We start from the raw sequence: 14,690 nt of genomic DNA, 5'->3' as shown, positions 1-14,690 counted from the left end.
CTGTTGGGGCTCAAGGGATTGCGCGATTCCCGAACGGCGTCGCCGCCGGAGCGAGACTCCTGTCGGAAAAAACTTTGAGAGAGCTACGACCGTCTGACAAACTTCATAAAATCGCGCCCCTATAATAAGAGGCACACTCTTTAGGGAAAATGAGGTGCGGTAATTATGGTCAAGCCGTCTGTCGTTCCGTTTGTGCCGCGTCCCGCTCAGGGGGCGCAATCCGAGGAAAGAAAGAGAGGGAAGAGATGGTTCCGCGAACGGAGGAGGAGCCAACCGTTCGGAGAGGCCGCTAAGAAAGAAGCGGACCGGGCGGGGAGATGGACCTTCTGGCTGGAAGAGGCACGCAAGCGGCAATGGCTGGCCATCATTATGGTCATGGGTTTTTTGCTGGGACGGGCCGTCATGCTGGGAGGCCTGACGCCGTTCGCACCCGCGTTCTTCGCCGTCGTTCTCTATCTAAGAAGAGAGCTGGCGTTCGGCGCGGCGCTGGCGCTCGTCGCCGGGAGCTTCTGGTCGGACGACCCCGCGACGCTTATCATCGCGGCCGAGATCGGCATCGTCTATGTTCTCTTCCGCAGCCTGGAAGCTTACGAGAAAGCCGACCTGTCGCATGCGCCGGTCGTGGTGTTCTCGGCTTCGCTGCTCGTGCGTTTGTTCGATACGGTACTCACCGACCATTCGCAGTGGCTGCCTTACGTCTTGACCTTCGTCGAAGCGGGCTTGGCCGGCGTTCTCGCGCTGCTGTTCGTGCATGCGCTGCCGCTGCTAACGAAGCGGGTTCGAAAAACGCGGCTTCGCCACGAGGAATGGATCGGAGCGATGATCCTGCTGGCTTCGGTCATGACCGGCTTGTCCGGTTGGGCCGTCTACGGCGTGGATGCGGCTACCGTCGTCTCCCGCTATCTCGTGCTGCTGTTCGCCCTGGCGGCCGGTCCGCTGATGGGCACCGCCGCCGGCGTGGTGGCCGGCATCGTGCTCAGCTTGTCCGACCTTGGGGCGGTTCCCGAGATGAGTCTGCTCGCCTTCGGCGGGTTGATGGCGGGTCTCATTCGCGAAGGCGGCAAAGCGGCGGCCGTGTTCGGCATGCTTCTCGGCACGTCGGTCCTCGCCCTGTACGCGGGCCAGGCGGATCAGACGATGGCGTCGACTTGGGCCACGGTCGCGGCTTCGGTGCTGCTGCTGGCGACGCCGCGCTCGTTCATTCGTTCTATTGCATCCTATGTACCGGGCACCCCGGATTATGCGAACCATCAGCAGGATTACGCCAGAAAAGTTCGCGACCTGACCGCGGAGCGGGTCGAGCGCTTCTCGGAGGTGTTCCGGCAGCTCTCCAGCAGCTTCCGGCAGATCACGTACGACGGCGAGAGCGCTCGCAAGACGCAGGACTTCGATCATTTCATCAACGCCGTCCACGAGAATAACTGCGCGACCTGCCATCGCCAGGGCCAGTGCTGGGACGGGCAGTTTTTCCAGACGTACAAGCTGCTCACCGATATGATGAGCGCGGTGGAGGCCGAGCCGGATCTGATGCCGGAGCAGATCCCCAAAGCGTGGAACCGCCACTGCGTCAAGACGCCCCAGGTGCTCGAAGTATTGAAGCGCCAGTACGATCTGTACCGTCACGACCTCCATTGGCGCCGGCAGCTCCAGGACAGCCGCCTGCTCGTCGCGGAGCAGCTGTCCGGCGTGTCTCAGGTCATGGACGATCTGGTTAAAGAAATAAGAAGGGAGGCCAAGGAGCTTCATCATCACGAAGAGCAAATCCGCGAGGAATTGGACCGGCTCGGGCTTGCGATTCAGAGCATCGACATTATCAGTCTGGAGGAGGGACATGTGGAGATCGAAGTCGTCCATGCGTTTCGGCCGGGCTTCGACGAGTGCCGCAAGGTGATCGCTCCGCTGCTCAGCGACATTCTCGGAGAGAGCGTGACCGTCGCCGCCGAGACAACGCAGGAGCCGGGGCCGTGGACGACGGTGACGTTCGCTTCCGCGAAAGCGTTCGAGGTGGAGACAGGGGTTGCGGGAGCGGCCAAAGGAGGCGGTTTGCTGTCGGGTGACAGCTTCAGCACGGTGGAACTTTGCAGCGGCAAATTCGCGGTGTCGCTAAGCGACGGCATGGGCAACGGCGCTCGGGCGCGCATGGAGAGCAGCGCGGCGCTCTCGATGCTGGAGCAGCTGCTGCAGTCGGGGATCAACGAGCAATTGGCGGTGAAGTCGGTCAACTCGGTGCTGCTGCTGCGGTCGCCGGAGGAAATGTTCGCCACGGTGGATCTGGCGCTCATCGACCTGTACACCGCGCAGGCCACGATGCTCAAGATCGGATCGACGCCGAGCTTCATCAAGCGGGGCAGGGACGTCATTCCGGTGTCCGCGGCCAATCTGCCGATCGGCATCCTGCAAGACATCGAATTCGACGTGCTCCAGGTCGATCTGCAACCTGGTGATACGCTGATCATGATGACCGACGGCATTCTGGACGCGCCGGACCATGCCGTCAATAAGGAGCTATGGGTGAAGCGAGTGCTTCAGGAAATTCAGAGCGACGACCCTCAGGAGATCGCCGACTCTCTGCTCGACATGGCGCTGCGGCAGTTCCCGGGAGGGGGCATCCGCGACGATATGACGGTGATCGCCACCCGGATTACGCGCCATCAGCCGGAATGGTCGTCGTTCCGCTGGCCCGGCATCAGCCGGTTCGAGCGCCCGAGGACGGTGAGCTGAAGAGACGGGACGGAGTTTGACGACAGTCGGAAGCGCGCGGAGGCCATTTTCGATAAACGAATAGAAATCCAATTCACATGCCCATAGGAGGAAAACAAATGAGCGCAACGATCGAAGTTCAATGCATTCGGCTGAGAGAAGCGGAGGACGCCCCCAATCATCCGGACCTTCCGGTCATTCGTTATGCGGGAGCGTTCCGAAAAGATCCGTCCCGAATCGGCGCCGTCTTTCGCGAGCATCGTTGGCTCGGCGAATGGACGGACGGGATCTATGGTTATACGCACTTCCATACGAACACGCACGAGGCGCTCGGGGTGGTGAGCGGATCGGCCACCGTGCGGGTCGGAGGCGAGCGGGGCATCGACGTCGAGCTGGAAACGGGAGACGTTCTGGTACTCCCGGCGGGCACGGGCCATCGCCGCATCCTGGCGAGCGCCGACTTCAAAGTGACGGGCGCCTATCCGAACGGCATGGAATGGAATCTGCACACCGAAGACGACTTGCCGGCCGAGGCGGCCCGAGCGGCGATCGCGAGCGTTCCGATGCCGGAGACCGACCCCGTATTCGGAGAGAAAGGGCCGGTTCATGACTACTGGCAGCCGGCCTATGCGAGCCGCGACGGTCCGTATAGGCTCAGAATCTCCCCCGCTGTCTGAAGCATCGCCTCGCGCAGCGCTTCGGGCGCCAACGCTTCGGCCGATGCGCCGTAGCCCAGAAGCAAGTCCCGGGCCGACTCCAGCGTATGGAAGTCGACCTTGGCCTCGATCCATCCTCCCGTCGGAGTTTGAGAGCTCCCGACGTTGACATAGATTTCCTTGCAGAACCGCTCCCACTCGTTCTCCCGGATTCGGACAGCGGCCGGATACCGGGGCAGCCTCTCGCGAAAGCTTCGCGTCGACTGCTCCCACCATGCCGCCAAATCGAAGTCCGCCGGAACCTCGAACGTCGTTCCGGTCAATTCGGCGGCTTGAAGCCGCGACACCCGGTACGTTCGAAGTTCCTCCTCCCCCTCGTTCTCGGCCGCGAAATACCACGCTTGGCTCTTGGCTACAAGCCCCCACGGCCGAACTTCCCGCCACGGCGTCTCCTCGTTCGGCGCCTGCCGGACCGACGCATAGCGAATCCGCAGAACGCGTCCCTCCCAGACGGCCTGCTGCACCGTCTGCAGCCAGGGCGACTGCGTCCGCTCCCCATGCCACCCCGCGCCGTCGATATGCAGATGCCGCCGAGCGAATTCCGCTTCGGCGCGCTTGTCCGCCGGAAGCGCCGAGAGAAGCTTGGCGAGCGCGCCCGCCGCGTCCGCTCCCAGCGTCAAATCCCGGACGACGCTGGACGCCTGCAGCATCGTGAGCGCCCGAATCTCTCCCGTCGTGAGCCCGGTCAGCCGGGAACGGTAGCTTTCGGGCAGCACCCACCCTCCGCGCGCGCCTCTTACCGCATGCAGCGGAATGCCGCTCGCGCACAAAGCTTCCATATCCCGCTGAATCGTCCGCTCGGACACCTCCAGCCGCTCCGCCAATTCGCGCGCCGTCGCTTGCCCGTGCGCCTGCAGATAAAGCAGGATCGCCAGTAACCGGTCCGCTCGCATGAGCCCATCGCCTCCTTCGTTCCGCCATATAGCCGATTGTTTTCCGGTCTGTCGCGCTCGGATCGTCACCCGACGACCACACAATCGCATCCGCTCAGCCGGCGCCCGTCGACCACACCATCGCATCCGCTCAGCCGTCACCCGTCGACCACACAATCGCATCCGCTCGCTAGTCAGCCTCAAAACTGCAAAAATGCAGGAATTTGAAGCCAACTTGCCGCTCATTCGGGAAATTCCTGCGAATATGCAGGCTTTTGTCCTCTTTCCACCGGCAAACGGGTAATCAACCATAAAAACCTGTAATTTTGCAGGTTTGGCATGCCATTGCAGTGGTTACCGCCTTAAAAACTGCAGATTTGCAGGTTTTGCACACGAGCCAGGTTTTGCACAGAATCAGGTTCTGCACAAGGGTCAGGTTTTGCACAAGAGTCAGGTTCAGCACGAGAGGCAGGTTTTTGGACGAGACACTGCTGCCGGGTCGTTCAGCTCCGCACTATTCGTCGTTCATCCAAATCTTCCCATGTCAAAGCTCATCCTGCAAAGGATAGCGGGCACGTGTCGGTTCCACTGTTATTGTACCACTTAAATATGACAAAGGATGTCCGGATTCACGGCGTAAGATGAGGAAGCGGCAGGCAAAGAGCCGATGCCTATCTACCTCAAGGAGGAATCATGTCATGAACGAGACAAGCGGAAAAGGCGGCTGGAGCGAAAAAATGAAGGGAACGCTGGAAGGCAAGGTCGCCGTGGTCGCCGGTGCGACGAGAGGCTTGGGACGGGCGATCGCGGTTGCGCTAGGAGAAGCGGGCGCTACGGTATACTGCTCCGGCAGAAGCGTAAGAGGGAAGCCTTCGGACATGGGACGCAGCGAGACGATCGAGGAGACGGCGGAGCTGGCGACGGCGCGAGGGGGACGCGGCATCGCGGTACGAACCGACCATGAGGACGTGCAGCAAGTCAAGGCGCTGTTCGAGCAGGTGGCGGATGAGCAGGACGGAAGGTTGGATATTTTGGTAAACGACATTTGGGGCAGCGATCCGTTGAACGATTGGGAGAAAAGGTTCTGGGAGCACGACCTGGACAACGGTCTTCGCACCCAGCGGCGGTCCGTGTTCACGCACATGATCACGAGTCACGTTGCCGCCCCGCTGATGGTCGCCCGCAAACAGGGACTCGTCGTCGAGGTGACGGACGGCTGGGACTATCGCTATCGAGGCAATCTGTACTACAGCTTGGCGAAAGTGTCGGCCATCCACCTGGCCCAGGCGATGGCGGCCGACCTGAAGCCGTATGGAGTCGAGGCGCTCGCGGTCACCCCCGGCTTCCTTCGCTCGGAAGCGATGCTCGATCATTTCGGGGTCACCGAACAGAATTGGCGGGAGGCCGCCAAGATCGATCCGAACTTCATCATGTCGGAGACGCCCTATCTGATGGCCCGCGGCATCGTCCATATCGCCGCCGACCCCGACCGCGCGTCCAAGTCGGGCGGCGTCTTCGCCTCCTGGGATTTATCGGAGGAATACGGCTACCCGGACGCGGACGGCGGACGGCCCCACTGGGGCAGGTATGCGAAGGAGCGAGGATTCTACGACTGAGCAGGTCCCGGCGACGGCAGCGCGAGTCTCACGCCGGCCAGCTTATCGGGATTGAAAAGGTTGTAGATCCTGCGCAGCGCGCGGTTCCCGTGCTCGTCTCCTTCGGACCACTCGAAGCAGAAGAACGCCGTCAGGCGGTCTTCGTCCCAGGCGGCGAGGCCGATGCCCCCGGCGATCGGAACCTCGGTCAGCCGGGAAGTATGGAGCCGGCTGAAGGCGATACGGCTGAGCAGCTTCTCCACGCGGTCCGGCCCGTAGATCGGGTTGATCGCCGCGCGGACTTTGCCGCCGCCGTCCGTGAACATGACGGCGTCGTCGGCCAGCAGGCGAACCAGCTCGTCGGCACGGCCGCCTCTAAACGCAGCGACGAATCGCCGTACCAAGACGAGCTCCCGCCCGGCCATCGGCTTCGTCTCCTCGGATCGTTCGGCGTCCAGCTTGCGCCGAGCCCGGCTGAACAACTGCCGGCAGTTCGCTTCGCTCTTCCCGACGAGCGAAGCGATCTCCGCGTATTCGTAGCCCATCGTCTCGCGCAGCACGAAGACGGCTCTCTCCGCGGGAGCGAGCCGTTCGAGCAAGACCATAAAAGCATAGGACACTGCCTCGCCGCGCTCGGCGGCATCCGGGGGAAGAGGGTTCGCCGTGTCGACGAGCGGCTCCGGAAGCCAGGGCCCGACGTACGTCTCCCGCCGTTTGGCCGCCGAGTTCAGGAAGTTGAGACACCGATTGACGGCCATTCGGGCCAAATACGCTTTCTCCCGGCGGATCGGCTCTCCGCCGGGAGCGGCCGCCGCCGCGGAGAGCGACAGGAACAAATCCTGTACGATGTCTTCCGCGTCGGACACCGTCCCGAGCATCCGGTACGCGATCGTGAACAGATACGGGCGGTATTCCCGATACCACAGCTCGATGTCCCCGGTTCCTTCTGCGCCCCCGGGGGAGGCTGTCCGGTCCTCCCATTGATTTTCCATCGAACCTCATTCCCTTCCGCCGGTACCGACTCACGCCCCGTTCGACATCAAATGTCCGGGAACATCCCCGTCGCGACGCCGAGCCGGTTCCAGCTGTTGATGGCGTTGACCGCCATGATCAAGTCGACGAATTCCTTCTCGTCGTAGTATTTCCTCGCCCGGTCGTACACTTCCTGCGGCACGCCGGCTTCCGGCAGCCGGGTCAGGCATTCGGTCAGCTCGAGCGCGGCCTTCTCCGCATCGTTGAAGCACGGAGCTTCGCGCCACACCGAGACGAGCACGGCCCGTTCGATCGAGCCGCCCATTTTCAGCATATCCTTCGTATGCATGTCGAGGCAAAAAGCGCAGCCGTTGATTTGCGACGCGCGGATTTTGATGAGCTCGTACAGCTCGGGCTCGATTCCGCGGCTGCTCGCGAAATGATCCAAAGCCAGCATCGCCTTGAAAGCTTCGGGATTGACGCTTCGGTAGTTCATTCGGGTTTGCATGGGCAAACTCCTCCTTTATTCACTCTTCAAAATAGCCTTCCGATAACATAGACAAAGGGGCCTTCGGTTTTGTGACAATCGCGGCCGCTCCGCTTGCGGTTATTTCTTCCATCTCTTGGCGAAAATATTAATAGAGTCGAGAGTGGAAGGAGCATGTGAGTGCCATGAATCAAATTTTGCTCATTACCGACGGCTGCTCCAACGTGGGCGAGAGTCCGGTCGTCGCGGCCGCCCAGGCGCTGGCCGAGGGCATTACCGTCAACGTCGCAGGGGTCGTCGACGAAGGAAGCATCGGGGAGCACGGAGCGGCGGAGATCGCCGAGATCGCCCGGGCCGGGGGCGGCATGAGCCGCATCGTCTCGTCCCGGCAGCTGTCGCAGACAGTTCAGATGATGACGCGCCAGACGGTCGTCGGAACGATCCGGCAGGCGGTCAACCAGGAGCTGCAGCAGCTGTTCGGCATCGAGTCGGTCGCCGCCCTGCCGCCGGAGAAGCGCTCCGACGTGGTGCGCGTCATGGAAGACATGGGAGAGACGGCGCCGCTGCGCGTCGCGCTTCTGATCGATGCCAGCGCCAGCATGAAGCCGAAGCTGGGAGCCGTGACGGAGGCGATTCGCGATCTGTCGCTGAGCCTGCAAGCCAGAGCCGGAGACAGCGCGATCGCCGTGTTCCATTTCCCGGGCGATTCCGACCACGAGCCGTGCGTCGTCGACAGCGGCTGGACCGATGCCAGCGCGAGGATCGAATCGCTGTTCGGACGCCTGCGCATGCGCGGGACGACGCCGACCGGACCGGCTTTGATGCGGGTCGTTGCGTTTTTCCGGGAAACGTGTGGTAAGATCAATAGGGAGACAGAACGGCCGTCTCTGCCGACCAAGCGGGACGATACGGATGGGGTGCGGAGTGACTACGTCGTCTGATACCGGGCTGCCGCCGGGTACGATATTGCGGGGCAAGTGGAACGGCAGAACCTATCGGCTGGAGCGCTTGCTGGGCGCCGGTTCGAACGGCCAGGTGTACCTGGCTTCCAGCGGCCGCGCCGCCTGCGCGGTCAAGATCGGCAACGAACCGGCGGAGCTTCAGGCCGAAGCCAACGCGCTGATGTCGCTCGACCGGCGCGAGCGGAAGCGCCCGCCTTTTTTGCTTGACGTGGACGACGCCGCCCTGCAGGGTCGCGACGTTCCTTTTTATGCGATGCAATACGTTCCGGGCGCTTCGGTCCGGTCCTATCTGAGGCGCCATGGCGCGCAGTGGTTCGGGGTGATCGGCTACCGGCTGCTGCGCCGCCTGGCGGAGCTTCACGATTCGGGACTGGTGTTCGGGGACCTCAAAAACGACAACGTTCTCGTAACCGATTACGGCCGGTTGGCGCTTGTCGATTACGGCGGGATGACGGCGGCCGGGCGGAGCGTGCGCCAATTCACGGAGATTTACGATCGCGGCTACTGGGGCGCGGGAAGCCGTACGGCCGATCCGGCTTACGACTGGTTCGCGGCGGCCGTGCTGTGGATTCACGTCCTGGACGGAAAGCGGCTGATGAGCCTTACCCGGACGGTGCTGCCGCAGAACCGGAGCCCGGAGGATTTGATGACGCTTGTCCGGACCCATACGGCGCTCAAGCCGATGGAGTCGTGGTTCGAGAAGGCGATACACGGCCGATTCGCCGATTCGAACGAAGCTTGCGATGTCTGGCGAGCTTGCCTTCATCGGACGGAAGACGTGCCCGCGGCCAAAATTCCCGGCTGGATCACGGGACTGTTCGTCTTTTCGGTCGCCTTGTGCGTTTCCGCCGCCGCCTACTTGCTACTTCAATTGTGACAAAGGAGAGAAAGCCGGTGGACGAGCTGCTGATGCGAATCGAGGAGGGCACTCGCGGGGATCCGTGGCGCTCCCCGGGCGCGATCGTCGTCGCGGCCGTGTCCGGGGGACCCGATTCGATGACGCTGCTTCACCTGCTCCGGCGGATGGCGGAGGCCGACGGCTTTGCGGTCGTCGCCGCCCACGTCAACCACCGGTTTCGCGGAGCCGAAGCGGACGCCGAAGAGGATTTGGTGAAGCGGACGGCGGCAAGCTGGGGAATTCCTTGCGAATCCGCGGCGATCGACGTCCCCGCCTACATCGCTTCGACCGGGATGAACACGCAGGAAGCGGCCCGCGAGAAGCGGTACGAATATTTGACCGAAGTCGCCCGCCGCCACGGCGCGAGAGCGATCGCGCTCGGCCATCACGCCGACGATCAGGCCGAGACGTTGCTGATGCGGCTCATCCGGGGAACCGGGATTGCCGGGCTGGCAGGAATTCCGGCACGCCGCGCCGAAAAGGAATTGGAACTCGTTCGCCCCTTGCTGCGTATACCCAAGAGAGAGCTCGTCGAATACGCGGAGAGGCATGGCGTTCCGTACGCCGTGGACAGCAGCAACGCCGACACCCACTATTTCCGAAATGAGGTGCGGCTCGCGGCGCTGCCCCTGCTGGAACGATACAATCCGCAGTTCCGGGCTTCGCTGCTGAGGCTGGCGGACATGGCGTCGGGCGAGAACGATTATATGGAAGCGGAGGCGGGAAAAGCGCTTGCCGAAACGGCCGCGCGCTCGGGGGAGGGCTGGACGCTGGACCGCAGGCGGTTCCGCGGCCTTCACGTCGCTTTACAACGAAGATTGATTAAACTAATATTGAAGTACGTTAAGCCGTCATGCGGATCTCCGGATTATGAGAGGATCGAGGAAGCGGTCGCCGCGATCGCCGCCGAGCGTCCCGCCGTCGCCCGAATCGATCTGGGCGGAGGCTGGGCGCTCGCCCGCGATTACGACGACGTGTACATCGGCCCGCCGAAGCCGGCGCGGGAACCGTTCGAGGCCCAGGTGCGCGAGCTCGACGGCGAAGTGGCCGTCGCGGACGCCCGGGCCGTTCTTCGATTCAGCCGCGAGGACGGCCCGGGCGCGGGCCCGCCGGCTTCCCGCTGGGAAGCGGCGTTCGACGAAGCGGAGCTTGCCCTCCCGCTGACCGTCCGCAGCCGGCGGCCCGGAGACCGGATCGAGCCGGTTGGACTAAACGGCTCCAAAAAAGTGCAAGATATGTTCGTCGACGCCAAGATTCCAAAGTCCGCCCGCGACGAATGGCCGCTGCTTGCCGACGCGGAAGGAAAGATTCTCTGGCTTCCCGGGTTAAGACGTTCGCGCCATGCGCTGCCGAACGCGGGCACCAGGACGACGGTCCGCGTCGTCCTGAACGGAGATTTTCGGACCGGCCGCGAGGAAAGGGCTGCATGTTCGGAGTAACGTCATCATACCGTGTATTAATCGGACTGGGAGGTCCTATCGTTGCAGAATGACATTCGGGAAGTTCTTTACCGGGCAGAACAGATTCAAGAGAAGGTCCGTGAATTGGGTGCCGCCGTCAGCCGCGATTACGAGGGGCGCAACCCGCTCGTCATCTGCGTGTTGAAGGGCGCCTTTATTTTTATGGCCGATTTGGCCAAGAATATCACTGTGCCGATCGCCCTCGACTTCATGGCCGTCTCCAGCTACGGCAACTCGACGAGGTCGTCCGGAGAAGTGAGAATCGTCAAGGATTTGGATACGTCGGTGGAGGGCCGGGACGTTCTCATCGTCGAGGACATTATCGACAGCGGACTCACGCTCAGCTACCTGATCGACGTGCTTGAGCGCCGCAACGCGCTGTCCGTTCGGGTCGTGGCCCTGTTCGACAAGCCGGGCCGCCGGACCGTCGATCTGAACGCCGACTACACCGGCTTCGTCATCCCCGACGCCTTCGTCGTCGGATACGGGCTCGATTACGCGGAGAAGTACCGCAATCTGCCGTATGTCGGCATTTTGAAACCGGAGATTTACTCGAGCTGACCGCGGAATAATCCGTCGTTCGCGCGTCAGCCGCTTCTATTGTGATGCCAAGACAGGCTATGGTAAAATGATGTAAGCGTGTCGGGAGGAGGTCAGGGATGAATCGGATCATCCGCAACACAGGCTTTTATTTGCTTATCTTTTTGGTGACCGTCGGTATCGTTCAATTCTTCATCAAGCAGAGCGAAACGACGGAGGAATTGAACTACAATCAGCTTGTCGCGATCATTCAGCAGGATAAAGTCAAGGACATCAGCCTGCAGATTGACAGCGGCTCCTACCTCATTACCGGTCACTATAAAGAGGATGCCAAACCAGCGACTCAGAAGAGCGATGCGTTCGGCGGACGATTCCCTCTTGCCGACTATGCAGTGCAGGATTTGACGAATACGGCCATGAACAACGGAGCCCAGATCACGTTCCACAAGATGAAGGGCGAGAGCTTCTGGCTGACGTTCCTGACATCGATCATCCCGTTCGTGATCATGTTCATCCTGTTCTTCTTCCTGATCAATCAGGCGCAAGGCGGCGGCGGCAAGGTAATGAATTTCGGCAAGAGCCGCGCCCGTCTTTATAATGAAGAGAAGAAACGAGTCACCTTCGAGGACGTGGCGGGCGCGGACGAAGAGAAGCAGGAACTGGTCGAAGTGGTCGAGTTCCTGAAGGATCCGCGCAAGTTCGCTTCCCTCGGCGCCCGCATTCCGAAGGGCGTCCTGCTCGTCGGTCCTCCGGGTACCGGTAAGACGCTGCTGGCGCGGGCGGTCGCGGGCGAAGCCGGAGTTCCGTTCTTCAGCATCTCCGGTTCCGACTTCGTCGAGATGTTCGTCGGCGTCGGCGCTTCCCGGGTTCGCGACTTGTTCGAGAACGCGAAGAAGAACGCGCCCTGTATCATCTTCATCGACGAGATCGACGCGGTCGGCCGTCAGCGGGGCGCGGGCCTCGGCGGCGGACACGACGAGCGCGAGCAGACGCTCAACCAATTGCTCGTCGAGATGGACGGCTTCGGCGCCAACGAAGGCATCATCATCGTGGCCGCGACCAACCGTCCCGACATTCTCGACCCGGCGCTTCTCCGCCCGGGCCGGTTCGACCGCCAGATCACGGTCGACCGTCCGGACGTCAAGGGCCGCGAAGCGGTGCTCAAGGTTCACGCCCGCAACAAGCCGCTGAACAAGGACGTTAAGCTGGACACGATCGCCAAGCGGACGACCGGCTTCACCGGCGCCGACCTGGAGAACCTTCTGAACGAAGCCGCGCTGCTCGCGGCGCGCCGGAACAAGAAGGACATCGCGATGCTCGAAGTCGACGAAGCGATCGACCGCGTCATTGTCGGCACGGAGAAGAAGAGCCGCGTCATCAGCGATCGCGAGAAGCGGATCGTGGCGTACCACGAATCCGGCCACACGATCGTCGGCTACTTCCTCGAGCATGCCGACATGGTGCACAAGGTCACGATCATTCCGCGCGGCCGCGCGGGCGGCTATGTCATCATGCTGCCGAAGGAAGACCGCATGCTGGTGACGAAGCAAGAGCTGCTCGACAAGGTCACTGGGCTGCTGGCCGGCCGGGTCGCCGAAGAGCTGTTCATCGGCGAGATCGGCACCGGCGCTTACAGCGACTTCAAGCAGGCGACGGGCATCGTGCGCAGCATGATCATGGAGTACGGCATGAGCGATAAGCTCGGGCCGATGCAGTTCGGCAGCTCGCAAGGGCAAGTGTTCCTCGGACGCGACCTGGGCCACGAGCAGAACTACTCCGACAAGATCGCCTACGAGATCGACCAGGAGATGCAGACGATCATCCAGGATTGCTACGCCCGGGCGAAGAAGCTTTTGACCGAGAAGAGCGCGGCGGTTCACCTGCTGGCGAACACCTTGCTGGAGCAGGAGACGCTCGAGCTCGAGCAGATCAAGAGCTTGATCGAGCGGGGCACGACGGAAGGCGGAGAAGGCGAAGGATCGAACGGTTCCTCTTCCGAATCCGAGCCGACGGCGCTCGAGCCGAACGTCGACACGATGGGCAACGTGCGGGTGCGCATCCAAACGCGCGAGGACGAACCCGTTCCGCCGCCCCCGGATCAACGGGTGGACGGCGACAACCCCGACGACCCGAAATAAGAAAGCACCGGAATCCGGCCGAACGTCGCCGCGATTCCTCGCTCCGAAGCCTCCGCCCCCCCAGTGGGGTCGCGGAGGCTTCGTTGCGTTCGCAGGACCCTGCCGGTCCGAAGTTCCGATTGCGGGCAAAGTCCTAAAATCACCTCCGCCTTTTTGTCAATCTTCAATTGACAGCGGTACATCGCGAGTGTAAATTTATTGTTAAACAGCGCCGCTCAGCGCACAATAGGGCTATAGATGCCCCCACCTTTGTGCCAATATTCACAAACTCAATGCGCGCCAAGCGGATCGCGTATTTACAACATTAGACCCCGGCGAAGAGCCGCAGGGAGGAGACTCATCATGGAAACATTGGCCTTGGAGCGAAAAGCGGAGCAGAACCGCGAGCTTCGCGAACGGCTGCTGAAGCTCAAGAAAGAGCGGAACGCCATTATTCTCGCCCATTACTACCAGCGCGACGAGATTCAGGAAGTGGCCGATTTCCGCGGCGACTCGTTCCTGCTGGCTCAGAAGGCGGCCCAGACGGACGCCGACGTGATCGTGTTTTGCGGCGTACACTTTATGGGAGAGAGCGCCAAAATTCTCGCCCCGAACAAAACGGTGCTCGTGCCCGACGAGCGCGCGGGCTGTCCGATGGCCGATATGGTCAACCCGATCGGGCTGCGCGAGCTCAAAGCGAAGCATCCGAACGCGAAGGTCGTCACCTATATCAACTCTTCCGCGGACGTGAAGGCGGAGACGGACATTTGCTGCACGTCGGCCAACGCGGTCAAAGTGGTCAATTCGGTGGACGCCGACGAGATCATCTGGTGCCCGGACAAAAACCTGGGCCACTACGTCTCCCAATTCACCGACAAGAAGATGATCATCTGGGAAGGCTATTGCAACACCCATGACATGCTGACGGTGAAGGACGTCGTCGAGATGCGCGAGAAATATCCGAACGCGGAATTTGTCGTCCATCCGGAATGCCGTCCGGAAGTCGTGGCCATGGCGGATTTCGTCGGCAGCACGACCGGCATTCTCAAATACTGCCGCGAATCGAGCCATAAGGAATTTATCGTCGGGACCGAGGACGGAACCGGCTACCAGCTGAGATTGGATAGTCCCGACAAGACGTTTCATTTTGCGTCCAAATTCCTGGTCTGTCCGAACATGAAAGTCAACAACCTGAAGAAAGTCGTGCGCGCCCTCGAGACGATGCAGCCGGAAATTTACGTGCCGGAGGACGTGGCCGACAAAGCCCGCCAGTCGCTGGAACGCATGCTGCTCGTCAAGTAACGCGGCTTTGCGCATCTTGGTTCGACGTGCGGCTTGCCGCCCGAATCCACTGGTTAGGAGTCCTCATAC

The 14,690-nt window shown here is 61.7% G+C and carries 12 protein-coding genes; 9 read left to right on the top strand and 3 right to left on the bottom strand.

The genetic code is table 11. From position 1 onward, the window contains the following. Positions 1–162: 162 nt before the first annotated feature. Both spoIIE and H7C18_RS20790 read left to right on the top strand, forming a co-directional pair. Entirely contained in the window at positions 163–2,721 is a 2,559-nt protein-coding gene (gene spoIIE / locus H7C18_RS20795; protein ID WP_185131078.1) for a stage II sporulation protein E, read from the top strand. 98 nt (positions 2,722–2,819) lie between these two features. Next, the gene (locus tag H7C18_RS20790; protein ID WP_185131030.1) at positions 2,820–3,377 is read left to right on the top strand and encodes a cupin domain-containing protein; all 558 of its coding nucleotides are present in this window, start codon (positions 2,820–2,822) and stop codon (positions 3,375–3,377) included. Here H7C18_RS20790 and H7C18_RS20785 read toward each other — a convergent pair. Continuing rightward, positions 3,326–4,309: a helix-turn-helix transcriptional regulator gene (locus tag H7C18_RS20785; RefSeq protein WP_185131029.1), complete on the bottom strand. Its 984-nt coding sequence runs from the start codon at positions 4,307–4,309 to the stop codon at positions 3,326–3,328. The two genes, H7C18_RS20790 and H7C18_RS20785, sit on opposite strands and share 52 nt — an antisense overlap. A 677-nt stretch (positions 4,310–4,986) precedes the next feature. Here H7C18_RS20785 and H7C18_RS20780 point away from each other — a divergent pair. Next, positions 4,987–5,904: an SDR family oxidoreductase gene (locus H7C18_RS20780; protein ID WP_420481877.1), complete on the top strand. Its 918-nt coding sequence runs from the start codon at positions 4,987–4,989 to the stop codon at positions 5,902–5,904. Here H7C18_RS20780 and sigJ read toward each other — a convergent pair. Together sigJ and H7C18_RS20770 are read right to left on the bottom strand one after the other, a co-directional pair. Then, the gene (sigJ, locus tag H7C18_RS20775; RefSeq protein ID WP_185131028.1) at positions 5,895–6,875 is read right to left on the bottom strand and encodes an RNA polymerase sigma factor SigJ; all 981 of its coding nucleotides are present in this window, start codon (positions 6,873–6,875) and stop codon (positions 5,895–5,897) included. The two genes, H7C18_RS20780 and sigJ, sit on opposite strands and share 10 nt — an antisense overlap. 47 nt (positions 6,876–6,922) lie before the next feature. Continuing rightward, on the bottom strand, positions 6,923–7,363 hold the full coding sequence (locus H7C18_RS20770; RefSeq protein WP_185131027.1) for a carboxymuconolactone decarboxylase family protein: 441 nt from the start codon (positions 7,361–7,363) through the stop codon (positions 6,923–6,925). Between the two features lie 164 nt (positions 7,364–7,527). Between H7C18_RS20770 and H7C18_RS20765 the strand changes: the two genes are divergently transcribed. From H7C18_RS20765 to nadA, 6 genes are all read left to right on the top strand, one after another. Then, a complete protein-coding gene (locus tag H7C18_RS20765) occupies positions 7,528–8,283 on the top strand; it encodes a vWA domain-containing protein (RefSeq protein ID WP_185131026.1) in 756 nt (251 codons plus the stop codon). Beyond that, positions 8,267–9,181: a protein kinase domain-containing protein gene (locus H7C18_RS20760; protein WP_337913823.1), complete on the top strand. Its 915-nt coding sequence runs from the start codon at positions 8,267–8,269 to the stop codon at positions 9,179–9,181. Before H7C18_RS20765 ends, H7C18_RS20760 begins: the two co-directional genes overlap by 17 nt. A 17-nt stretch (positions 9,182–9,198) precedes the next feature. Beyond that, a complete protein-coding gene (gene tilS, locus H7C18_RS20755; protein ID WP_185131025.1) occupies positions 9,199–10,641 on the top strand; it encodes a tRNA lysidine(34) synthetase TilS in 1,443 nt (480 codons plus the stop codon). Between the two features lie 42 nt (positions 10,642–10,683). Continuing rightward, positions 10,684–11,223 carry a hypoxanthine phosphoribosyltransferase gene (hpt, locus tag H7C18_RS20750; protein ID WP_185131024.1) on the top strand — a complete coding sequence of 180 codons (540 nt, stop codon included), beginning with the start codon at positions 10,684–10,686 and terminating at the stop codon, positions 11,221–11,223. Between the two features lie 98 nt (positions 11,224–11,321). Then, positions 11,322–13,340, top strand: a complete 2,019-nt coding sequence (gene ftsH, locus H7C18_RS20745; RefSeq protein WP_185131023.1) for an ATP-dependent zinc metalloprotease FtsH — start codon at positions 11,322–11,324, stop codon at positions 13,338–13,340. 342 nt (positions 13,341–13,682) lie between these two features. Beyond that, positions 13,683–14,621 (top strand): quinolinate synthase NadA, encoded by a 939-nt coding sequence (nadA, locus tag H7C18_RS20740; protein WP_185131022.1) that lies wholly within the window; start codon positions 13,683–13,685, stop codon positions 14,619–14,621. Positions 14,622–14,690 lie beyond the last annotated feature (69 nt).

It is taken from the genome of Cohnella zeiphila (assembly GCF_014212055.1).
In the GTDB taxonomy this organism is placed as follows: domain Bacteria; phylum Bacillota; class Bacilli; order Paenibacillales; family Paenibacillaceae; genus Cohnella; species Cohnella zeiphila.
This window is presented reverse-complemented; position numbering and strand designations above follow the sequence as displayed.

Bases quoted from the DNA above. Each gene is read 5' to 3' on its own strand.
- ftsH (WP_185131023.1), top strand. From the start codon at position 11,322: ATGAATCGGATCATCCGCAACACAGGCTTTTATTTGCTTATCTTTTTG.
- H7C18_RS20770 (WP_185131027.1), bottom strand. From the start codon at position 7,363: ATGCAAACCCGAATGAACTACCGAAGCGTCAATCCCGAAGCTTTCAAG.
- H7C18_RS20790 (WP_185131030.1), top strand. From the start codon at position 2,820: ATGAGCGCAACGATCGAAGTTCAATGCATTCGGCTGAGAGAAGCGGAG.
- H7C18_RS20785 (WP_185131029.1), bottom strand. From the start codon at position 4,309: ATGCGAGCGGACCGGTTACTGGCGATCCTGCTTTATCTGCAGGCGCAC.
- H7C18_RS20780 (WP_420481877.1), top strand. From the start codon at position 4,987: ATGAACGAGACAAGCGGAAAAGGCGGCTGGAGCGAAAAAATGAAGGGA.
- nadA (WP_185131022.1), top strand. From the start codon at position 13,683: ATGGAAACATTGGCCTTGGAGCGAAAAGCGGAGCAGAACCGCGAGCTT.
- H7C18_RS20765 (WP_185131026.1), top strand. From the start codon at position 7,528: ATGAATCAAATTTTGCTCATTACCGACGGCTGCTCCAACGTGGGCGAG.
- sigJ (WP_185131028.1), bottom strand. From the start codon at position 6,875: ATGGAAAATCAATGGGAGGACCGGACAGCCTCCCCCGGGGGCGCAGAA.